We start from the raw sequence: 22,919 nt of genomic DNA on the forward strand, positions 1-22,919 counted from the left end.
CAATGATCATCGACGGTGGTGTGCTGCATATCCATACCGTGGTAGATGTTGCGAGAAAACGGTGCAAGGTGGAGCTGTCGGACAATGTTAAAAATAAGATTCGCCGTAGCCGGGAATGGGTGGACGGATTAGTTGCGGAGCAGAAGGTTGTTTATGGGATTACGACCGGCTTGGGGGAGCTATGCAAGGTTCGCCTGACGCCGGGGGAAGCGGAGAAGCTTTCTAGAAACGTTATTATGAGTCACGCTTGCGGCGTAGGTGAACCGTTACAGGCCGATCAAGTGAGAGCTATCCTGTTCGCGGCGATCGTGAACTTCTCGCATGGTCATTCCGGCATTCGGTTAGAAACGGTGGAAACATTGGTACGTATGCTGAACGAAGACGTCGTTCCTGTGGTCTTCTCCCAAGGCTCGGTCGGTTATCTTACCCATATGGCTCATATCGCGCTGGTCTTAATCGGTATGGGAGAGGCCCGTTACAAGGGCAGTTTGATGTCCGGGGCCGACGCGATGCGGGCTGCCGGTATTGCTCCGATGACGCTGAAGGAAAAAGAAGGCCTCAGCCTGGTCAACGGTACGGTTTGCATGACCGGCATCAGCGCTCTCGCGATCTATGACAGCATCCAGCTGTCGAAATGGGCCGATATTGCAGGCGCTATGAGTTTCGAGGCTCTGCAAGGAACCTATTACGCGTTCGATGAGAGGGTACATCGGATGCGTCCGCACAAAGGACAGCTGCAGGTGGCCGATAACCTGCGCCGACTTATCGCGGGGAGCGAAATCAGCGAGAAATCCAAGGATCTGCGCGTTCAGGACGCGCTTAGCATACGCGCCATGCCTCAGGTACACGGTGCGTGCAGAGACAAAATCACACATGCCTTGGAGACGTTGGAAATCGAATTAAACTCGGCTACGGATAATCCTCTCATCTTCGACGATGGAGGCATCGGCACGCCGATCTCCGCATGCAATGCCCATGGGGAGCCGCTTGCGTTAACGATGGATATGGTTACGATGGCCGTCGCGGAGCTGGCGAATATTGCGGAACGGCGCATTGATCGGCTGGTAAATCCCCATACAAGCGGATTGCCCGCTTTCCTGGTTAACAACGGAGGCTTGAACTCCGGATTTATGATTGCTCAGTATGTAGCAGCATCGTTAGTGGCGGAGAACAAAGTGTTGTCTCATCCGATCTCCGTCGATTCCATTCCTACCTCCGCCTATCAGGAGGATCATGTGAGCATGGGGACGCCCGCGGCGCTGAAAACGGTGCAGGCGATCAGAAATGCATTTAAGGTGATCGCGATCGAGCTGCTCGCAGCCGCCCAGGCATTGGAGTTTCATAAGCCGACCACGTTCGGTCACGGCACATCGGCGGCCTATGATTTGATCCGGAGCAAAGTTCCCGAATGGACCGAGGATCGCGTTTTTTATCCGGATCTGCAGCTCATGGCTGCTTTGGTGGAGAGGAACGAGGGGTTGGAGACGATTGAAAAAAAGATCGGAGCTCTATGAGCTCCGTTATATAGGTGGAGGCGTTGGATGATGAACACAACAGATCGTGCACAAATAAAAGCCCCAAGAGGCACGGAATTGCATACGAAGGGCTGGGTACAGGAAGCCGTGCTTCGCATGCTGATGAACAATCTGGACCCTGAAGTGGCAGAGCATCCCGAGAAACTGGTTGTATACGGGGGCATTGGTAAAGCGGCAAGAAATTGGGACGCTTATGAACGTATCGTTTCTTCTCTAAAGGAGCTTAACGAGGACGAGACGCTGCTCGTTCAGTCCGGAAAGCCGGTTGCCATCTTCAGAACGCATAAAGACGCGCCCAGGGTGCTTCTTGCGAATTCGAATCTCGTTCCGGCTTGGGCGAATTGGGACACTTTCCATGAGCTGGATCAAAAAGGGCTGATGATGTACGGTCAAATGACGGCGGGCAGCTGGATTTATATCGGAAGCCAAGGGATCGTGCAAGGCACCTACGAAACGTTCGCGGAGTGTGCGAGGCAGCATTTCAACGGGTCGTTGAAGGGAACGATCACAGTGACAGCCGGTCTCGGCGGCATGGGCGGCGCGCAGACGCTCGCCGTTACGATGAACGAGGGGGTTGTCATCGCCATCGACGTTGACCGGTCCAGAATTGAGAAGCGCATAGATACTCGTTATTGCGACCAGATTGTCGAGTCGCTGGATGAAGCGATTTACTTGGCCGTGGAGGCGAAGAAAGCCGGTAAACCGCTGTCGATCGGTCTGCTGGGAAATGCTGCGGAAGTTTTACCCCGAATGATCGAACGAAATTTCATCCCGGATATTATTACCGATCAAACCTCGGCGCACGATCCGCTAAACGGCTACCTCCCGATGAGGCTTACGTTGGAGGAGGGCGAGCGGCTGCGGAAGCAGGACCCGCAAGCATACGTTGCCAAATCGAAGGCCAGCATGGCCGTACATGTACAGGCGATGCTTATGATGCAAAGCAAAGGCGCCATCGCGTTCGACTACGGCAATAACATCCGTCAAGTGGCGCTTGACCAAGGGGTTCAAGACGCATTTCATTTTCCAGGCTTTGTTCCGGCTTATATTCGTCCGCAGTTTTGCGAAGGCAAAGGGCCTTTCCGATGGGTAGCCCTCTCCGGAGATCCGGAGGATATTTATAAGACAGATGAAGTCATTCTTAGAGAATTCGCGCACAATGAGCATCTGTGTAAGTGGATTAAGATGGCACGGGAGAAGATTGCCTTCCAAGGCTTACCCGCCCGAATCTGCTGGCTCGGTTACGGGGAACGCGCCAAATTCGGCAAAATGATTAACGATATGGTCGCTTCCGGTGAGCTGAAAGCCCCTATCGTCATCGGACGTGATCATCTGGACGCCGGCTCGGTCGCTTCTCCGAATCGGGAGACGGAAGCGATGAAGGACGGGAGCGATGCTGTGGCGGACTGGCCGATATTAAATGCGCTGGTGAATACGGCTGCGGGAGCGAGCTGGGTATCGGTTCACCATGGCGGAGGCGTAGGCATGGGGTACTCCCTTCATGCCGGGATGGTTGTCGTTGCGGACGGAACGGAGGATGCAGCCAAACGGCTTGAACGCGTGTTGACGACCGATCCGGGAATGGGTGTCGTGCGTCACGTTGACGCCGGCTATGACCTGGCAATCCAGACGGCGAAGGCTAAAGGCATTCGAGTTCCCAGCTTGGATTTGAAGAAATGAGTACGATGACAATTATTACCCATGTGAAATCGGCTGCGCAGATCGTGACGATGAAAGGGGCAAGCTATGCGCCCAAAAAGGGTAAGGCAATGTCCGAAATCGGCCTGATTGAAAACGGAAGTGTGGTTCTTATTGGCGATCGGATCGCTTTTGTCGGTTCCGACGACGATGCCGCGGCATTTCTAGAGTCCGTGGAGGGTGATGTTCGTATCATCGACGCCTCGGGTAAAGTGGTCACGCCGGGGCTCGTCGATCCGCATACTCATTTGGTGTACGCAGGAAGCCGTGAGAAAGAGTTCGAAATGAGACTTCAAGGCATCAAGTACATTGATATATTGAAGCAAGGCGGCGGAATACTGAGCTCCACCCGGAGCACCAGGGAAGCCACATTGGAGCAACTGGTGGAACAAGGGTACGCAAGGTTAGATCGTTTCCTGCAGCACGGCGTAACCACCGTTGAGGCAAAAAGCGGATACGGCTTAACGGTTCAAGATGAGATCAAACAGCTTGAAGCGTCCCGCAAGCTGCAGGAGATTCATCCGATCGACGTGGTTTCCACCTTTATGGGGGCCCATGCCATTCCCGTCGAATACAAAGGTAATCCGGACGCCTTCGTGAATGTCATCATAGAGCAGATGATCCCGCTTGTAGCGGAAAAAAAGCTGGCAGAGTTCTGCGACGTGTTTTGCGAGGAAGGCGTGTTTACGGTGGAGCAGTCCAGAAAAATTCTAGAAGCGGGCAAAGCATTCGGATTAAAGGCGAAGATCCATGCCGATGAAATTGTTCAAACCGGCGGTGCTGAGCTTGCGGTAGAGGTTGACGCCGCTTCCGCCGAGCATTTGCTTCAGACGTCCGATGCCGGTATTCAAGCGTTGGCCAATAGCCATACGATTGCAGTCCTGTTGCCGGCAACCGCCTTATTCCTTATGGAGAAACCGGCTCGGGCCAGAAGGATGATTGAGGAGGGAGTGGCAATTGCACTCTCTACAGACTGCAATCCGGGGTCTTCCCCAACGCAATCCATGCCTTTCGTCATGAATATCGCCTGCTTATCGATGCTAATGACGCCTGCCGAAGTACTGACGGCGGCCACGATCAATGCGGCGCATGCCATTGATAGAGCGGATCAAATCGGAAGTATAGAGGTCGGTAAAAAAGCGGATTTGGTTCTGTTTCACGCTCCAAATTACCAGACGCTTCAATATCACTTTGCCGTTAATCTTGTCGATACGGTCATTAAAAACGGAAAAATCGTGGTTGAGGGCGGTGTATTCATTGCAAACAGAAAAAAAGCTTCGAATTAACGCGGCACGGCTGGAAACCAGCATTCATGCATTAGCCGAATACGGTCAGAATGAGCAGGGCGGCATGGATCGCACCACGTTTACTCCGCCTGAGCTAGAAGCAAGAGATTGGCTGAAAGACCGGCTTAATGAGCTGATCTTGGAGGTCCGTGTTGATCAGGCTGCTAATATTTGGGGTAAGCGTCCCGGTACGGAGCCGTCGTTGCCGGCCATAGCTTTCGGTTCGCACATCGACACGGTTCCGAATGGAGGAAAGTATGACGGTGCGCTGGGTGTGTTGATCGCCCTTGAAGTGATGACCTTGCTCAATGAACAGGGCATACAGACAAGGCATCCGTTAGAGCTCGTCTCGTTCAGTGCGGAGGAGCCGAATCCATTCGGATTATCCACGTTTGGCAGCAGAATTATTTCCGGCAAGCTTAAGAGAGAGCATATCGCCGGTGTGGCGAATCCGGAAGGGCAGCTGCTTGCGGAAGCGTTGAGCAATGCGGGAGGAGATCCTGATCGAGTGGAGGATGCCGTCCGCAGCGCACAGCAAATCGGCGCTTTTCTCGAAGTCCATATCGAACAAGGCAAACGGTTGTTGGACCGTAATATTCCGGTCGGCATCGTTACCGCGATTACGGGTATTTACCGAGAGGAAGTTGTTGTTTGCGGAGAAGCCAATCATGCGGGTACGACGCTAATGGAAGATCGTAACGACGCATTGACGGCAACCTCCGAAATCATTCTTGCGTTAGAGGACGTATGTCGAAGTCATCCGGCGAGCGAGGTAGTCGGCACAGTCGGACGAATTAACGTAAAGCCGAATGCCGCTAATATTATTCCCGAGGAAGCCGCGTTTGTTGTGGAGATTCGCGGGAAAAGCCCGGATGAAATCCGCGAGGTCCTTACGTCGTGGGAGCCTCGGATACACGATATCGAGCGGGAGCGTTCTGCAAAAGTGAAACGGAAAGTGATGCTCGATCAAGATCCTGCTCCGATGGACGATGTGATCGTTCAAGTCAGCCAAGAACAATCCAAAGCGCTTGGATATCCGTTTTATAGGCTTGGAAGCATGGCGGGCCACGACGCGACGCACATGGCGTCCATTACGAGAAGCGGGATGTTGTTTGTTCCAAGCATCGGCGGCAAAAGTCATTGCCCGGAAGAGTTTAGCCGGATGGATGACATCGAGAAGGTATCGAACGTACTGCTTCATACTATCTTGGAGCTTGATCGACTCATAGACCGTTAAGGGAGGAGACCCTATGGCAATACTATACAAGGCTGATTCCATTTATTATAAAGAAACATTCCAGAAGGGCTTGGCTATTCTGGTGGATAACGGAGTTATTCAAGAGGTAGGGGACGCAAAGGCGTTAGAGGCGAAATATGCCGGTGTTGAACAGAAGGACTGGAGCGGGAAAGCGATTGTTCCGGGAACCGTTAACGCCCACAATCATTCGTTTCAAAGCCTGCTCAGAGGAATCGCAGTGGATCGGCCTTTTCTAGAATGGCGCGATCAGGCTCTCTATAAATTTAGTCCCCTCTTAGATGAAGACGCCATATACACCGGGGCGCTGTTCGCATTCGGTGAAATGCTGAAATACGGCGTTACGACGGTGAGCGACTTCTTCTACGTCCATAACGGCGGCAACGATACCGACGAGGCCGTCATCCAGGCTGCGAAAGACTTGGGAATTCGCCTCGTGCTTGCCCGTACGATGTACGATTGGAACGGCGCGCCGATCGGTTTCCAAGAGACGGTACAGGACGCGGTGCAAAGAACGCGAAGTCTTGCGATCAAATACCAAGGCGATCCGATGGTTGACATCCATCCTGCGCCGCACAGCCCGCACGCCGCCTCTCCGGAAATGATCAAGGCCGGTCACCGCTTGGCCCAGGAGCTGAATACTCCTTTCCACATCCATGTCGCCGAGGAAATGTTTGAGGTAGAAGAGACGCTGGAAAAGTATCGCTTAAGGCCTGTTCATTATTTGGACCAACTCGGCGTGATCGACGAGAGAATGATCGCGATTCATCTGGTCTGGTTGGAAGACTCGGAAATTAGGCTGCTTGGTGAGCGGAAGGCCGCATTGGCTTATTGCCCTTCAAGCAATATGTTCTTGTCGGACGGCGTAACGCGGATTCCCGACTTGCTTCAATCGGGCGTGCGAATCTCTCTAGGTTCGGACGGCGCCTGCAGCAATAACCGAATTAGTATTTTTGAAGAGATGAGAATGTGCTCTTTATTGCAAAAGGTGACCCGTCTGGACGGTACGTGTATCAATGCCAAGCAAGTTTTCGATATGGGCACGAAGGTCGGCGGGGAGCTTCTTCGTCTGCCTGTGGGCGTCATCCAAGAGGGCTATAAAGCAGATTTTGTTACGCTTGATTTGAACGATCTCTCCTTGTCCCCGAAGCAGGAGCTCTTCGCGAACGTTGTCTACTCACTTCAGCCTAATGCCATTCAGGATGTCGTGGTGAATGGGAAAACAATTGTTGAAGAGGGAACGCTTCAGTCGGTATCGCAAAAATCGATTGTCGATAAAGTCGATCGGCTTTTTGATAAATGGAGGTAATGCTCGTAGAAAGACACCGCTTCGGTGTCTTTTTTGACTATATCGAGCCGCTTCCCCAGGGACGGCGAAACCGTTTTACTTAATGAACAGAAACGGGGGACTTTTCCAATGAGCGCATATTACAAAATTATCCGTAAAGAGGACTTTCAAACGACAGCATGGTTGGGAGGGACGACGACGCAAATGGCCATATTCCCGGAAAGCGCGGAGTATGCCAAGCGGAATTTTAGCTGGAGAATCAGTACGGCCGTGATAAATGTAGAGGAGACCGAGTTTACAAGGCTACCCGGCTACTGGAGATTGCTGATGGCCACAGGAGGACAATTTACTCTACAGCACGAAAACCGGCATCGGGCTATACTGAGGCCTTTCGACCAGGACAGCTTTGACGGAGGGTGGACAACGCGTTGTTACGGAAGGGGTGACGATTTGAACGTCATGCTTGCTTCAGGTTGGACAGCGGAAATAGAATGTATTTCCCTCCTCGATTCCGCCAGTGATAGATTACAAGATGCCGTAGACCGGAAGCATTGCACGAGTTTTGAGTGCATTCACCCGATCGATGGTGATATTCTTGTAAAAGTTAGTGAAGATGTACCCGTTCTGCTTCCTCAAGGAGAGTTGCTTATTTATAAAAAAGAAGGGCATGAGCCTAACGTGCACTTTCAATATGTTAATCCGAACACGGATAGAAATGAACCAGTCCTATTGATTCGGATCACTATTCATTAGATGATATGCGAAATGAGAAGGATTACAGAATCTATAATTATTCGAAGACGTCTTAGCTGATATAGACACCCTCCGTAAGTACCATTTGATTGGTATCCTTCATGAGTGTGCTCTCCGTCATTTCGATTTCAAGCAGCTCCGGATCGATCCCCGTCTCAACTATAATTTCTCTTAGCTTGTTCACGAAATGGGGTTGCTGGAGCTGCTTTACAGATACGTTAACCGCAACTCGAATCGATGGTAAGCCCAGATCTTGCCAGGCTTTGTTCTGACGGCACGCTTCTTTAAGAATCCATTCGCCAAGCAGAATAATAAAACCGCTCTCTTCCGCGATGCCAATAAACTCCCCTGGCATCAGGAGCCCTCGCTCCGGATGATTCCACCGGACGAGAGCCTCCACGCTTTCGAGCCGACCCGGTGCGACTGAAAATAATTGTTAACCCCTTTCTCCATAGCGGGATTATAAATTTGGAAGCCGTTTCCTCCCTTTACTTTGGCATTATACATGGCCATGTCCGCTCTTTTCATTAACGACTGAATATCGGTATCGTATTCGGAAGAGATGCAAATACCGATGCTCGGGCGTAATCCGGTCCATGAAATAACGTCTGTTAGGAAGTCCTACAATTCTAAATCGAATTTGTAAACTTGGTGTATGATCTTATTAATTTCCGAGCTGCTGATCCCTTTTTAGTAAGTTTCCATAAGATTGTTACTCATTAACAATTAAACCCCCCAATTATAAAATATATTTTTAGAGTGACATAGAATCAAATGGTTTTCCCATCAGTAAACTCCTGCGCAAACACCACAGCATTGTTCTTTTTCTTATTCCCCCTGATAAATTGTTTCGATCGAAATAGGGCAATTTGGTCCATTTCAGTAAATAACATGATTATGTTTTAATAATTAATAAAGAAAAGAACTCTTTTTACTCACCTACATTGATTGAGAAGTATACCGTCAATCTGGAGGTTGAAGAATTGGAGGTTGATTAATAATGTCCCGTTGGCACTTGATAAGTAGGGTATGGATGGTTACGGCTTGGGGTGGCACAGTGATCTTCACGTTGCTCCTGATAGCTGTTGATTGGCCAGAATATTGGATTCATATATCATCGGAAAAATCGGTTATGGGGTGGCTGGAAAGCGTCCTGTTGTTTGCTTGCGCTTTCACGGCTGCGTTATTGGCTTCGATTACTTACAGCGATGAAGTTAAAGGGCTTCGCTTGTGGATATGGCTAGTAACGTCAGCTGGATTTGCATTCCTGATGTTGGATGAAAGGTTGATGCTGCACGAACAGATCCGCGAGCGATTTCTGGAGCAGACGGGCATCAAGCTTCTTCCCTGGATGGTGGAGGGTGACCTGCTGATGCCGGTTTATGCGCTGTGCGGATTAGCCGTGACATTTTATTTATACCGTGAGCTATCCTCTTATCGATGGTCGCGAAGCTTTTTATTGGTCGGCATCGGTGTGGGAATAGTTGCTGTTGGAATCGACACGATTCCGGGCGGAGATGGGCTTGCGGCAGCAGAAGAACTATTGGAAGCAGGGGCCATTCTATCGATTTGGTCTTCGATGATGATGGCTGTATTCAGCGAATTGGAAAACAGGAGCAGGATCACAAATACGTGATGGAGTGAATATCGCAGGGGGCACTGATGAGTCCGCCGCTGCTTCAATCAACAAGCTTACGATTTTATGGTGGATATTTAACCGTCAATGCGCAAGGCGACGGAGTGAAGAAGGATGCGTAAGAACCTCCGGCTCCATTTAAATAATGGTTCGGAGGTTTTTGTCGCCATATAGGAAAGGTCCGAGGGGTGGGGCTGCTCTAATGATCTATATGTCCCGAAACAGGCTGGTGGCATCGAATTAGAAAACTCCAAAATCTGTTTTGCATGAGCTGTTATCACGATAATTCGGCCTTAATGTCGATATCCCTTCGACCGAATTGTCGACTTATTCTTCAGCTGAGCAAAGGGGATATCGTCATAAAGGGTTTGGGCAGATCAGGTCTGAGCAAAGGGGATATCGTCATAAAGAAGTGAGGAGGAAGGGTCGCACTCGATAGATTAACGGAAACCGAATGATATGTGCTTACATAGTTGCTGTTAAAAGTTCTTCGACTGTGGAAAAAAGATAAAATTATTAGAACATGTTAATTGAGAAATTGATATGTTTATAGTATTGTTAATGTAGTAACAAATATATTAACAATATGTTTTTGTAAGCGCTTAATTAGAATTAAACACCCTAAAAACAGGAGGTGAAAGAGAATCCGAATGTTTATGAAAGATATTCTTAGCTAGAAGAAGAGAGGAGAGCATTAAATGAACAAACGTTTGATACGAGTACTTACACTTTTATTCCTAATGCTTATGTTACTGATCCCTAATATGGTTATGGGTATGGAAAACAATCCAGATAGTCAGCCTTCCGATAATAGTAATAAACCTCAACTTGATTACCAAGGAGCAGCCCCCATATTTCAAGATGTTTCTGTTCACGACCCTTCGATTATAAAAGACGGTGATACGTATTATGTGTTCGGTTCTCATATTGAAGCCGCCAAGTCAACAGATTTGATGAATTGGACTAGATTCACAAACGGATATACGACGCCTGGTAATGTTTTATATGGAAATTTGTCAGAAAATCTGGCAGGATCCTTCGCATGGGCTGGAGAGAATGATTCCGACAGCAAAGGCGGGTATGCCGTATGGGCTCCTGATGTATTCTGGAATGATAACTACAAGAACGATGATGGAACAACCGGTGCTTATATGATGTATTACAGCGCATCCTCTACTTATATACGTTCTGCGATAGGTTATGCGGTATCTAAAAATATAGAGGGACCGTATACGTATAAAGATACTGTCGTTTATTCCGGTTTTACCCAAGATGATGCGCGCGATAACAATAGCGTGATTAATAAGAAATGGACGAACACAAATATACAAGCGCTCATTGATAACGGCACATTAACCGGTCCAAGCTCCCGCTGGTTTAATAGTAACGGATCGTATGCCAATGGTATGTTCCCCAATGCCATTGATGCTAATTTGTTTTATGACGCAGATGGGAAACTGTGGATGAGCTATGGTTCATGGTCCGGCGGGATATTCCTCCTTGAAGTCGATGCGACCACAGGAGAAGCAATCTATCCGGGTGAGGATGGAATGACTGCTGACGGCAGGCATGTGGATCGATATTTCGGAACAAAAATTGCCGGCGGATATACCAAATCCGGAGAAGGTCCCTACATTGTCTATGACAATAATACGGGCTATTACTACTTGTATGTAACTTATGCGTGGTTAGGTGCAGACGGCGGCTACAACATGAGAACATTCAGATCGACAAGCCCCGATGGTCCTTATGTAGATGCCCAAGGGCTGAATGCAGTTTTGCCAGGCAATACAGACAATTCTGCCTTCGGTAACAAACTTATGGCCAACTTCTTATTTGAAAGAAAAGTGGGGGACCCTGGAACAGGAATTGGTGTCGGCTATGTTTCTCCAGGACATAATTCTGTGTATTATGATGCTGAGACAGGCAAGCAGTTCTTGGTATTCCATACTCGTTTCCCGCAAACAGGCGAGATGCACGAGGTTCGGGTTCACCAGATGTTTATGAATAAAGATAGCTGGCCAGTGGCAGCTCCCTACCGCTACACGGGGGAAACGCTTGGCAAAGTGAACCTGACTAATTTGGTTGGGGAATATAAATTCATAAACCATGGAAAGGACAATTCCGCAACGATCAGAAACTCTGTATTCATTCGTTTAAATCAAGACCTAACTCTGTCAGGCGATGTTAATGGCAGCTGGAAAAAAACGGGCCATAACCAAGCGGAAATCACGGTGGATGGGGTTACTTATGATGGAGTGTTCGTACGTCTATGGGACCCAACATCGAAACGATATGTTATGACATTCACAGCGATGTCTGGAGAAGGTGTATCCATCTGGGGAAGTAAGCTGCTCGATAAAACAGATGAGGAAATTGTTGCGGATGTTAAGAATGATCTGAATCTTGGCGATACAGCGAACGTTATTTTCAATTTAACACTTCCTACAGAAGGGACTAGACATTCGGAGATTACGTGGCTCACTTCGGATTCCAACGTTGTGACGGAAACAGGAGTAATCAATCGGCCAGAGGCTGGTTCCGACCCTGTTACGGCTACACTAACTGCAAAGATTACAAAAGGTGAAACAGCTGCAACAAAAAGCTTTACAATTACCGTACTGCCACACAAAGGAGCCGGTTTAGCGGCACACTATGCATTTGAAGATAACCTGATTGATAGTACGGACAATTTCGGCACAGGTACTTTAACCGGTAATCGAATCGATAATACCGGCGGTACCATTAGTTATGCTGACGGTATTAACGGTAAAGCTGCAGCGTTCGATGGAGCATCTGGCGTACGCTTGCCGAACGGGCTGATTTCAAGCAACACATACTCCGTGTCGCTGTGGTTAAAGCCTGAGGAGTTAACGATGTATACAACAACTTTCTTCGGTGCTAGAACCAGTAGTAACTGGGTAAGCCTCGTTCCGAAAGGTCCAGTAGGCGAAAACACAATGGTCTGGTCTGCCGGTGCTAGATGGTATGATGCTATCACGGGTATGACTATCCCTACTGGGGAATGGGCTCATTTGGCTTTCTCCGTTGATAACGGTAATATTCGTGTTTATGTAAATGGTGTAGAGAAGTTTATAGGAACGAACTTCAACAATATATTTACGACTGCCGATGCCAGCTTCAGCTTAGGCGTTAACTGGTGGGATACTCCATACAAGGGCTTTATCGATGAATTGCGCATTTACGAAGGAGCGCTTTCACCCATAGAAATTTCAAATTTAGCAAAGGCAAACGAGTAACAACTTATAGAAGCGAAAAAAATCGTACGGGCATCCGTACGATTTTTTTCTGTTTAATACATTTTGAGCATTTCCAATCGTATTCCTTATTCCTCTTCAGAAGCACGATTTAAGGATTGGTTTTGCTCAAATACTTCTGCCGCTTCCTCTGCGGAAAATTCCGTTTCGTCCTCGCCCGGGATAGGTAATTTGTTTGCAGAAGACCTCTGCACTTCCGCTTTAGTTGCTTGATTCCGATTGTTGGCCATGTGGGGGGCTCCTTCCATATAAAGTCACACAAGTTAGGTTTCCTCTTGAGGGTTATCTTATCCCTTTGAGATTAAGATTTATCTATCCGACGATCTTGAGGTTCTTTGTTCCGCAGTATGCTCTATGGATTATCCTCTATTGAAACCACAACTGAGAGAAATCACATGAACAGAAAGATATCATACTTATGAAAATACAAGGGCCGTTATCGCTATCCTTTATCCGTTTATATATGCTTGCCTTCTTTTTCTTCTGCGCTAACTCTATTCTTACGGTCATTATTCCGTTACAAAGTGATGCACATGGCGTCGGTAAAACGGAAATAGGGTTTATGATGGGAGCTTATATGCTTACCTGCATGCTGCTTCGTCCGTGGGCTGGACAGGCTGTCGCCAAATACGGGGCGCTGCAAACGATGTGAGTGCTCCTAATTATCCATGCTGCTGTACTTGTCTTATATGCCATAACGAGTGTTGAAGGCTATTTACCGCTTCGTGCGCTTCAGGGAGCCGTTACCGCGTTTTTCTCGATGGCGATGCAAATGGGGGTCGTTGAATCACTTCCAGAGAAAGACCGGGCGCAGGGGGTAACGCTCTATACATTATCCACGATGCTGCCCCAGCTATTTGGCCCTTTGGCGGCTTTGTATATGTGGGATCATGCCCAGTTTCCAATCTTCGGTGCTGTAATGGTTGCCCTTGGACTTCTCGTATGGTCATGCGGGCTTTCTGTTCCGCTTCCTTCTTCAGCTTCGAAAGGAATTCCGCTCTCTTTCACGGATATGGTGAAGTCGACAAGTCAATTATGGACCAATCCCGTTCTGAGGGTTTGTTCATCAGTCATGCTGCTCGCATCCGCCGTTTTCGCTTCGGTTATGATCTTCCTGCCTCTTTATTTGGAAACGGAAGGTAAAGGCAACGCCGGGCTTTACTTTATGATCCAGACTGCGGTTGTCGTATGCTGCCGTTTCACTTTCCGCAAGAAAATCCCGTCTGACGGGCGTTGGAATACGACGCTTATTGCAGGGCTGCTTCTGCTCTGCGCCGTAGGTTCGCTATTCCTGGCTATGCTTCATATTTCAAACTTCGTCCTTTTTCTATCCGCTATTTGTAACGGAATTGCCATCGCCTTGCTGTACCCGACGTTAGTGACCTATTTGACATTTGTTTTGCCAACGGGCTCTCGTCATATGTTGATCGGTCTTTTCATCTCGGCATACGATCTTGGCAGCTCTCTTGGCGGGCTTCTGATGGGAGCCTTGGCAGACCGTTTCTCCTATTCGACACTATATGAAGTCTGTGCCATTCTCAGCATCATTGCTCTCGTTATCGTAATTTGCAATAGGAACCGGATGATGACCATGGAACAAGCGCAAAACGGAAGGTGAAATATTCCTTTAAGCGATCCATCGATTTTTATTGACAGGTCAGAAACGATGAGGTACCATTCAAATGGTATTGATAATCATTATCACTTTAATTGTCCGAGAGGGGATACATATTTAGATGTTTGCATTAAAAAGTAAGATACCATTCCTTATGTTGCTTATCCTATCCATTGCTGTTATAGGTTGTTCCAATCAAAATTCAGCACATAACTCCGAAGCAGGCGCGGGGAACACGGAAAAAACCATTACTCTATCATGGCCGAGAGATATTGGGACGATGAACCCGCATGTATATAATCCTTCGCAATTGATTGCGCAATCCATGATTTACGAACCATTAGTCAGTTACAACGACGGGGGCAAGCTGGAGCCGCATTTGGCGGAATCGTGGACGATTTCGCCGGACGGCAAAGAATACACGTTCAAGCTCCGCCAAAACATCAAATTTTCAGACGGGTCAGCTTTCAACGCCGCCATCGTCAAGAAGAACTTCGACGCGATCATGTTGCATGCCGACAATCACAGCTGGCTTGGCGTTATCGGTGTTCTCGATAAGACAGAAGCCGTGGACGAGTATACGTTCAAAATAACATTGAAAGAGCCTTACTACCCGACTATTCAGGAGCTGGCCGTCGTCCGTCCGGTTCGTTTTCTCGGCGAAGCCGGTTTCCCGGATGACGGCGATACGGGCAATGGCGTGAAGGAGCCTGTCGGCACCGGACCGTGGATGCTGACGGATTACAAAACCGACGAATACGCGGAGTTCACCCGTAATCCGAATTACTGGGGAGAACAACCGAAGGCCGATAAAATTGTCATCAAGATCATTCCGGACGGCGAAACGCGTGTCCTCGCTTTTGAGAAAGGCGAGCTGGACCTGATCTACGGTGAAGGCGTCATCAGTATGGATGCCTTCAAGCAGTTGGAAGCGTCCGACGAATACGAAACAAGCCTTTCCGAGCCTGTTGGAACAAGGCTGATGGTCATGAATACGGCAAACAAAACGCTATCGGACTTGCGCGTTCGTCTGGCACTGCAGCACGGCTTTAACAAACAGGCGATGGTGGATGGCGTTACCTCAGGTTTGGAAGAGAAAGCGGACAATATTTTGTCTACAAACTTCCCTTATACCGATATTAGCATCACGCCAATCGGCTATGACGTGGAGAAAGCGAATGCTTATCTGGATGAAGCCGGCTGGAAGCTGCCGGACGGAAAGACGGTACGCGAGAAAGACGGCAAACCGTTGGAGCTGGAATTGAACTTCGAGAAATCGGACCAAATTCTAAAACCTATGGCGGAAACGCTGCAAGCCGAATGGGCGGCAATCGGAGTCAAATTAAACATTAACGGCCTAGAGCTGACGGAGCAAATTAAACGGTTCCGCGCTAAACAATTCGATTTGAACTTCGCGAGCAACTACGGCGCGCCATACGATCCGCACTCGTTCATTCATGTTGTAGCAGAGGAAGACTTCGGCTTCTCGGCGGCGCTGTCGAACTTACCGGAAAAACAAGAGCTCATTAAGCAAATCAAGGACGCTCTTGCCTCGACGGATGAGAATAAGCGTCAAGAGCTGTACAGCTCCATCTTGTCAACGCTGCAAGATCAAGCGTCATTAATGCCGATTTCTTATATTAAGAAAACAGCTGTTTATAATAAAAACGTAAGCGGCTTTGCATTTCCGGCGAATAGAGAAGATAGTCCATTCGCCAGTCTCGACATCCAACCGTAATCTGCAGGGAGGCACGATATGGGCAGCTTTATCGGGAAACGGCTTTTAGCCATTATCCCCCTTTTTCTCTTTGCCACGCTGCTCACTTTTCTACTGATCAAGCTCTCGCCGGTCGACCCCGCCGAAGCGTATCTGGTCGCGGCCCACATCCAACCGACCGACGAGCTGCTTGCCCAGAAAAGACATGAATTCGGTTTGGACCAGCCGTTGCCCGCTCAATATGCCCAGTTCCTTATGAAGATGTGCCGGCTCGATTTCGGCACATCTTATGTTTCGAATGAATCGGTTTGGCAGGAAGTCTCAATCCGGATGCCGGCAACGCTCCAGCTCGCCTTCAGCAGCATTTGTTTAGCTGTACTTATCAGCGTACCGATCGGCTTCTTATCGGCGCTATACAAAAACAAGGGAATCGATCATTTAAGCCGGCTGCTCGCTTATTTCGGAGCATCCATTCCGCAATTCTGGCTGGGGTACTTATTAATCTTTTTCTTCTCCGTTAAGCTTGATCTGTTTCCCGTGCAGGGCAGAGGCGGTTGGATGCATCTTGTCCTGCCGTCTTTAACGCTTGCTTTGGGATTGATCGCCATCTATACCCGTCTGCTTCGCGCGAGCGTTCTGGAGCAAATGCAGGAGCCTTACGTGTTATATGCCAGAACTAGGGGCATCAAAGAGAAGGTTATCATGGGCAAGCACGTGCTGAAAATCGCCCTATCGCCAATGATTACCGGTCTCGGAATGAATTTGGGCAAACTTCTCTCGGGAACGATTATCGTGGAGGTCGTTTTCTCGTGGCCGGGATTCGGGCGGTATTTTATCGAAGCGATCTTTAATCGGGATATACCGGTCATCCAAGCCTATGTATTGCTGACAGCCGGTCTATTCATTGTGTGTAATCTGATCGTGGATCTTCTTCAAATGTATATGGATCCCCGTATCTCGTGGAAAGGAAAATCCGAAGCATGATCTTGCGTATACGGAACGGACTCCGAAATCAGAAGACTGTGCTGGTATGCTCGGTCATTTTGTCGCTCTTCTTCTTGGTTACATTATTGGCTCCATGGATCTCTCCGCACGATCCGATACAAGTGAACTTGGCGCTTAAGCTGCAGCCGCCGTCGTGGGACTATCCGCTCGGCACTGATCAATTGGGACGCTGCAACTTGTCCCGTCTGCTCCACGGCGCTCGAATATCGTTAGGCTTCGCGTCTTTGATTTTTGTCTCTTCCCTGGGAATCGGTCTGCTCGTTGGAACGTTCTCCGGCTTAAAAGGCGGCTTAGTAGATGCCGTACTAATGCGGTTCTGCGAAGGGGTCATGGCATTTCCGAATCTAGTGCTCATTATCGGAATCGTCGGCATTCTAGGGCCCGGATTGATGCAGGTTGTACTGGCGTTGATGCTGGTGCAGTGGGTTTATTACGCTCATATGTTTCGGGGAATGGTGCTTAGCTTGAAAGAGCGGAATTTTATTGCCGCCGCCCGCATCAGCGGGTCTTCGCAATGGCAAATCATCAGACGGCATATCATTCCTAACGTTCTTCCGCCGATTATCGTGATGGGAACACTGGAGATAGGATGGGCGATTATGGACATCTCCGCGCTTTCGTTCCTGGGACTCGGTATTCAGCCGCCTGCTCCGGAGTGGGGTGCGATGATTCACGACGGGAAAGCGTATATACGCAGCAATCCGGAGCTTATGATTTATCCGGGTATGTTGATTTTGATTGTCGTTGTTTCCTTTAATTTGTTAGGAGAAGCTTTGTCCGACCGATTAAACGTAAAAAGACGTTATTGATAAGGGGTGAAACCATTGATAGAAACGCTGAGAAATGTTCTGCAGGTAAAAGGTCTGTGCGTTAAGGTGAAGACGGATCAAGGAATGGTACCCCTCGTTCACGACGTCGATCTCACGATTAAATCCGGTACCGTGCATGGGCTTGTCGGCGAGAGCGGAAGCGGCAAGACCGTTACATCCATGTCGTTGCTTCAGCTGCTAAATCCGAAAGCAACTTCAATAGAAGGCAGCATCCGATTGAATGGCCGCGAGCTGAACGGACTTTGTCACAAAGAGATGCGCTCCATTCGCGGGAAAGAGATTGCCCTTATTATGCAAAATCCGATGAGCGCTTTCTCTGCTGTATTCACGATCGGCCATCAATTCGTCGAAACGATCCGTACGCATACCGCTCTCACCAGAAAACAAGCGATAGAGCTGGCAATCACCTCTATGCAAGATGTGAATTTACCCGAACCGGCCGAGCTAATGAAGCGATATCCGTTTCAGCTAAGCGGCGGCATGCTGCAGCGGGTCATGATTGCGATTACGATCAGTCTGCGGCCTTCGCTAATTATTGCGGATGAGCCGACCACGGCGCTGGACATGACGAATCAACTGCAGGTGCTGCGCCAATTGAACCGTATCCGTTCGGAATACGGCACATCGATTCTGTTGATTTCCCACGATCTGAGTGTTATAGCGGAGATGGCCAACGAGGTTTCCGTCCTACAGCATGGACGTATTGTCGAGCACTCGGATGTCTACCGGCTGTTTGATGAACCGAAGCATGATTATTCTAAGCAGCTCCTCGCTACGAGACCGGCTTTGATGATGGATAAACAGGTCAAGGAGCTAATAGTGTCATGAGGAGGATGCGCCCATGAGTTTGCTCCAAGTGAATGATGTCACCCATGCCTACGCCACATCCAACTCGTTGTGGCGACCAAAGCGTCGAACGACGGTGCTGTCCAATGTTTCCTTGTCTATCGGGCCAGGCATATGCCTCGGTCTTCTCGGCTCGAGCGGCGCGGGGAAGAGCACGTTGGGTAAAGTTATTCTTGGATTGGAGAAGCCATTGAAAGGCCAGATTCTATTCCAAGGACACGACCTTTACGATGCGGATGCAAGCACACGAAAGCTGCTTCGCCGAGATCTCCAGGTCGTATTTCAAGATTGCTACTCTTCAGTCAATCCACGAATGACGGCGGAGCAAATTATCGGCGAGCCGCTGCGAAACTACGAGCGCCTATCTCAGTTCGAGCTTCGGCGTAAAGTTGAGAAGCTGCTTACGCAAGTCGGCCTGAGCCCGGAAGATAGGGGCAAGTATCCTCATCAATTCAGCGGAGGACAATTACAAAGAATCAATATCGCGAGAGCGATTGCACTTAATCCGAAGCTGATCGTACTCGATGAAGCGGTGAGCAGTTTAGACATGGTGAATCAGACGCACATCTTGCGCCTGTTAGAGGAGTTAAAGCTGACACTCGGCTTGTCCTATTTGTTCATAACCCATGATATTAAGGCTGCTCATTCGATATCCGATGCTCTTGCTGTCATGGATAGAGGGGAAGTCATTGAACGTTGCGATGATGCTGCTCAGCTGTTATCATCACAACATCCTTCTGTGAAAGCATTAATGGAATCGATGCTTTCGGATCACCCGCGCAACCGTTCCGTCGATAGAATAGGCTCTAAACCTAAATCTTCTTTCTAAAGTTCATCGGAGTAGTCCCGTTGAACTTCTTGAACATGGTAATAAAGTGAGATAGGTTCATATAGCCTAACGCTTCGGCGATTTGAGTAATTTGCATCTCGGTCTGAGCCAATAGCCGCTTCGCTTCTGTCATTTTCTCTTTCAATATATAATCCGATAGAGATACCCCGGTTTCTTTCTTAAACAGTCTCGATAAGTAGGATGGATTTAGAAAAACATTCGCTGCAATGTCCTCCCGAGGAATTTCCTGGTGAAGATTTTCCGAAATATATATTTTTGTTCTTGTGACGACTTCGGAGTCTTCCTTCGCATATTGCTTATAATGCTCGAAACTTTGTGATATCACTTTATCCATCCAAGTCCTAAATTGCGTGAGAGTGCGTAGGGTAACCGATCCGTCGACAAGCTGCTTCGACGGAAAAGCATCATAGACAGACAAGCCCTTCTTATGAAACACGCTGAATAGAAGGAAGAGAACGCTGGTACGCAAGGATTCCAATTCCTCTTTGTATAGGCCGTCTTTTTGCTCCATATATGCACAGCGCTCCATTATTTGTTCGAGCAATTCCCCTATTCGGCCTAACTCAAACTGCATAATCCAGTCCATGATCGGGTAACTCTCGGCAGAGAAATCAGTGAATGGCATCGAATATTCGTCAGCTGATAGGACTTTATTGGACGCTGTTACATTGTTTCGTTCCATTGCAAGTAAATCTCTATACATTTGGGGGATTCCTGCTATCTTCGTGCTTTCGCCAATATAACAAGAAAGGCTGCACTTGAAATAATGATTGCAATACCGAATATACTCACCGCAGATATCTCTGACGTCGCTTGATTTCAATGGATTATTTGCATTCAAGTAGATGAGTACCAAATTGATCCCGTTTCGATCTTGAACGACTATTCCCGGCCAAGAAGCCAGCATGAGCTCCGATGCGGCTTTGCGAAGCGCGTATTCCATAATCTGTTCGTCCCTGGCTGTGAACTCTTCCTTCCACATCTCTATGCTGATCAGAATAGGGAGAATCTGGCCATCCGGAGTGAGCGGGATACCCAGCTGCTGCAGAGTCGAAGCGAGATGCTGCGGCTTGGGCAGGGTACGCTCGCTAAGCAGCTCCTGCCAGAATCGTTCTATTATATGAGGAATTTGTTCTTCCCATTGTTTCGCATATTGCTTATACAGCATGCTAGAAACTTTATTCTCTTCATTTTGCTTCCGTTGGATCAAAGCCTGCTCGGTAATCTTCTTGATATAATCATGCTTTACCGGTTTTAATATATAATCGAAGCTCCCGAGCTGAAGCGCCTTCTGAACATAATCAAAGTCGGCATGTCCGGTTAGAAACAGCGTGACGGTATCGGAATAATGCTCCTTGACCCACTCCAGCAGCTCGATCCCGTTCTTGCCCGGCATTTCAATATCGCATATCATGATATCGATCTGTTGACTGGCAAAGTGCAGTTTGGCTTGCTTTACATTGTAAGCCTCAACAATTTCAGTAATCGCGAGATCAGACCACACAACTCCTTGCTTCAATCCTCTCACGGCAATCCTCTCGTCATCTACGATTAACAAGGTATACATCCTGATCCCCATTTCGTTCGATATTATAAAGGAATTTTCATTCTGACGGCAGCACCTTGCGGCTCTTCATTGTGAAAATGAATCGATGCGCGGTTGCTGAATATCATCTGTAAACGGTGGTACACGTTCCACAAGCCGATATGGGAATGGGTTGAGTCGGTGAAATAGCTGATTTGATTTAAGGACTCCAACTGATCTTCAGAGAAGCCCGCCCCATTATCCGTCACGATGATTTCGAAATAGTGCATCGGATCGCTCTCTAACGGTTTCGCTTGAATATGGATATGGAGCTGTTCGATGTCCCCTTTAAACCCGTGAATAATACAGTTCTCGACAAAAGGCTGTAAGGTTAGTGGCGGAATAAGGAAATCCGTTAACGCGGAATCGATCTCAATGGAATAACTCAGCATTTCCATGAATCTTAACTTTTGAATAGTCAGATATCCTTCGACAAATGCGATTTCTTCGTGCAAGCTCACTGCTTCCCGATTGGTGCGAATACGGAATCGAAAATAGTCGGCTAAGTGCAAAGAAATCGTTTTGACCGTTTCCGTATCGTTAAGAACGGCAGAATTATAAATAATATTTAAGGTATTGAGATAAAAGTGCGGGTTAATCTGGGCTTGCAAATGCTTGAATTCCGCTTCTTGAACCTTGATGTGCTCCTCATACATATTAATTTTCAAATCTCGTATTTCCTCGACCATGTAATTAAATGTCCGGATTAGAAATGAAAACTCGCTGGAATGGTTTTCTTTCAATTGAACCTGAAGATCGCCGCGAACCATTTTCCTCATCCCGGATAACAAATGATTCATCGGCACGAGCAGCATTTTTCTCATAATGACGATAAACAGGCCAAGAATAATGAGACACACGAGCGGAATGATGTAGATCGCTTTCTGATAGAACGGAAGCTGGAGAAGAATCTCTTTCTCCGGGATGGAGATGACGAGCTGCAGATCGCTTTTCTCGAGCTTCTTCCACATGGTCAGACGGCCGCCGCCATCGCCGGTATCTTCCACGATTTTGTAGGGCTGAACGTTTCCCGGAAGCGCCTGCCGCAATCGTGTCAATTCAGCTTCGGACAACGAGTGGGGGGTCAGCGTCGTTCCATCGCTTGAGACGAGGAAGATGTCACCTTCCATTCCGAAGCGGAATGGCTGAATCACTTCCGTTAAGCTGCGCAGAGGGATCCATGCGCCAATGAAAACCTTGGAATCAAAGGATACTATCTTCGTTAACGCGAAATCCGCATCATGCGCGGTCACGATCCACGGGGTGGAGAACTCATTGAAATCGATGTACTTCTTTAATCGATCTAAGGATTCAAAAACTGCTCTATCCCGATAGCTGACAAGAAATTTATCCGAATCCTTGTGATAGGCAAATAATGCACCCGCTACTGGATGATTTGCCAGCTCCAGATTCATTTTCTTGATTGTGGCCACTTGCGAAAGATCATAGGACTCGCTTCCGAATTCGTATGTGCCAAGTGTTTTAAGATCGGTGTCATTCAATATTTGTTTATACAGATAACTTGTTATATTGGAGATCGATTGGTCCATTTGCTTCGTATAGGTGAACAGAAGATTTTGATTGGACTGCGCAACCTGAACCCGAACGACATCCATGGAATACAGCGTGATGTAATATAAAAAAACGATAAGAGGTGCAATAATGAGCGAGAAAGCGGTGACCATCTTCATTTGCAAGGAATATTTTCTTCTCATCGCTGCACATCCTGCCGTCAATGTAAA

General features: G+C 48.2%; 20 protein-coding genes. 15 read left to right on the forward strand and 5 right to left on the reverse strand.

Translation table 11 applies throughout. From position 1 onward, the window contains the following. The first annotated feature begins 2 nt into the window (after positions 1-2). From hutH to ACESLK_RS22305, 6 genes are all read left to right on the forward strand, one after another. The gene (hutH, locus tag ACESLK_RS22280; protein ID WP_373231941.1) at positions 3-1,514 is read left to right on the forward strand and encodes a histidine ammonia-lyase; all 1,512 of its coding nucleotides are present in this window, start codon (positions 3-5) and stop codon (positions 1,512-1,514) included. A gap of 30 nt (positions 1,515-1,544) precedes the next feature. After that, positions 1,545-3,215, forward strand: a complete 1,671-nt coding sequence (hutU, locus tag ACESLK_RS22285; RefSeq protein ID WP_373231942.1) for a urocanate hydratase — start codon at positions 1,545-1,547, stop codon at positions 3,213-3,215. 5 nt (positions 3,216-3,220) lie between these two features. Further along, positions 3,221-4,519, forward strand: coding sequence for an imidazolonepropionase (gene hutI / locus ACESLK_RS22290; RefSeq protein WP_373231943.1), 1,299 nt, complete (start codon positions 3,221-3,223; stop codon positions 4,517-4,519). Further along, a complete protein-coding gene (locus ACESLK_RS22295; RefSeq protein WP_373231918.1) occupies positions 4,491-5,756 on the forward strand; it encodes a Zn-dependent hydrolase in 1,266 nt (421 codons plus the stop codon). The genes hutI and ACESLK_RS22295 overlap by 29 nt, the downstream gene beginning before the upstream one ends. Before the next feature lie 13 nt (positions 5,757-5,769). Then, a complete protein-coding gene (locus ACESLK_RS22300; RefSeq protein WP_373231919.1) occupies positions 5,770-7,083 on the forward strand; it encodes an amidohydrolase family protein in 1,314 nt (437 codons plus the stop codon). Positions 7,084-7,191: 108 nt separating this feature from the next. Then, complete coding sequence (locus tag ACESLK_RS22305; RefSeq protein ID WP_373231920.1) at positions 7,192-7,815, forward strand: HutD/Ves family protein; 624 nt, start codon at positions 7,192-7,194, stop codon at positions 7,813-7,815. A 52-nt stretch (positions 7,816-7,867) separates the two neighbouring features. Here the strand turns inward: ACESLK_RS22305 and ACESLK_RS22310 are convergent, their stop codons facing one another. Beyond that, positions 7,868-8,215 (reverse strand): EAL domain-containing protein, encoded by a 348-nt coding sequence (locus tag ACESLK_RS22310; protein WP_373231921.1) that lies wholly within the window; start codon positions 8,213-8,215, stop codon positions 7,868-7,870. Further along, complete coding sequence (locus ACESLK_RS22315) at positions 8,170-8,418, reverse strand: diguanylate cyclase domain-containing protein (protein WP_373231944.1); 249 nt, start codon at positions 8,416-8,418, stop codon at positions 8,170-8,172. Before ACESLK_RS22315 ends, ACESLK_RS22310 begins: the two co-directional genes overlap by 46 nt. A gap of 397 nt (positions 8,419-8,815) precedes the next feature. On the opposite strand from ACESLK_RS22315, the gene ACESLK_RS22320 reads away from it, so the two are divergent. After that, entirely contained in the window at positions 8,816-9,451 is a 636-nt protein-coding gene (locus ACESLK_RS22320) for a hypothetical protein (protein WP_373231922.1), read from the forward strand. A 698-nt stretch (positions 9,452-10,149) separates the two neighbouring features. Beyond that, the gene (locus tag ACESLK_RS22325; protein WP_373231923.1) at positions 10,150-12,711 is read left to right on the forward strand and encodes a LamG-like jellyroll fold domain-containing protein; all 2,562 of its coding nucleotides are present in this window, start codon (positions 10,150-10,152) and stop codon (positions 12,709-12,711) included. 86 nt (positions 12,712-12,797) lie between these two features. On the opposite strand, the gene ACESLK_RS22330 is transcribed toward ACESLK_RS22325, so the two are convergent. Next, a complete protein-coding gene (locus ACESLK_RS22330) occupies positions 12,798-12,959 on the reverse strand; it encodes a hypothetical protein (protein WP_373231924.1) in 162 nt (53 codons plus the stop codon). 188 nt (positions 12,960-13,147) lie between these two features. Between ACESLK_RS22330 and ACESLK_RS22335 the strand changes: the two genes are divergently transcribed. The 7 genes from ACESLK_RS22335 to nikE all read left to right on the forward strand — a co-directional run bounded on the left by ACESLK_RS22335 (position 13,148) and on the right by nikE (position 19,571). After that, on the forward strand, positions 13,148-13,381 hold the full coding sequence (locus ACESLK_RS22335) for a hypothetical protein (RefSeq protein WP_373231925.1): 234 nt from the start codon (positions 13,148-13,150) through the stop codon (positions 13,379-13,381). Further along, positions 13,382-14,347 carry a staphylopine family metallophore export MFS transporter CntE gene (cntE, locus tag ACESLK_RS22340; RefSeq protein ID WP_373231926.1) on the forward strand — a complete coding sequence of 322 codons (966 nt, stop codon included), beginning with the start codon at positions 13,382-13,384 and terminating at the stop codon, positions 14,345-14,347. Between the two features lie 118 nt (positions 14,348-14,465). Then, positions 14,466-16,082 (forward strand): nickel ABC transporter substrate-binding protein, encoded by a 1,617-nt coding sequence (gene nikA / locus ACESLK_RS22345; protein WP_373231927.1) that lies wholly within the window; start codon positions 14,466-14,468, stop codon positions 16,080-16,082. An 18-nt stretch (positions 16,083-16,100) separates the two neighbouring features. Beyond that, positions 16,101-17,045 carry a nickel ABC transporter permease subunit NikB gene (nikB, locus tag ACESLK_RS22350; RefSeq protein WP_373231928.1) on the forward strand — a complete coding sequence of 315 codons (945 nt, stop codon included), beginning with the start codon at positions 16,101-16,103 and terminating at the stop codon, positions 17,043-17,045. Beyond that, positions 17,042-17,875, forward strand: a complete 834-nt coding sequence (gene nikC, locus ACESLK_RS22355) for a nickel ABC transporter permease subunit NikC (RefSeq protein WP_373231929.1) — start codon at positions 17,042-17,044, stop codon at positions 17,873-17,875. Before nikB ends, nikC begins: the two co-directional genes overlap by 4 nt. Before the next feature lie 15 nt (positions 17,876-17,890). Further along, positions 17,891-18,724, forward strand: coding sequence for an ABC transporter ATP-binding protein (locus tag ACESLK_RS22360; RefSeq protein WP_373231930.1), 834 nt, complete (start codon positions 17,891-17,893; stop codon positions 18,722-18,724). A gap of 13 nt (positions 18,725-18,737) precedes the next feature. Then, entirely contained in the window at positions 18,738-19,571 is an 834-nt protein-coding gene (nikE, locus tag ACESLK_RS22365; protein WP_373231931.1) for a nickel import ATP-binding protein NikE, read from the forward strand. On the opposite strand, the gene ACESLK_RS22370 is transcribed toward nikE, so the two are convergent. Beyond that, complete coding sequence (locus tag ACESLK_RS22370) at positions 19,555-21,159, reverse strand: response regulator transcription factor (protein ID WP_373231932.1); 1,605 nt, start codon at positions 21,157-21,159, stop codon at positions 19,555-19,557. The genes nikE and ACESLK_RS22370 overlap by 17 nt on opposite strands. A gap of 23 nt (positions 21,160-21,182) precedes the next feature. Continuing rightward, a complete protein-coding gene (locus ACESLK_RS22375) occupies positions 21,183-22,892 on the reverse strand; it encodes a cache domain-containing sensor histidine kinase (RefSeq protein ID WP_373231933.1) in 1,710 nt (569 codons plus the stop codon). Positions 22,893-22,919 lie beyond the last annotated feature (27 nt).

It is taken from the genome of Cohnella sp., from assembly GCF_041640265.1.
Classification (GTDB): domain Bacteria; phylum Bacillota; class Bacilli; order Paenibacillales; family Paenibacillaceae; genus Cohnella.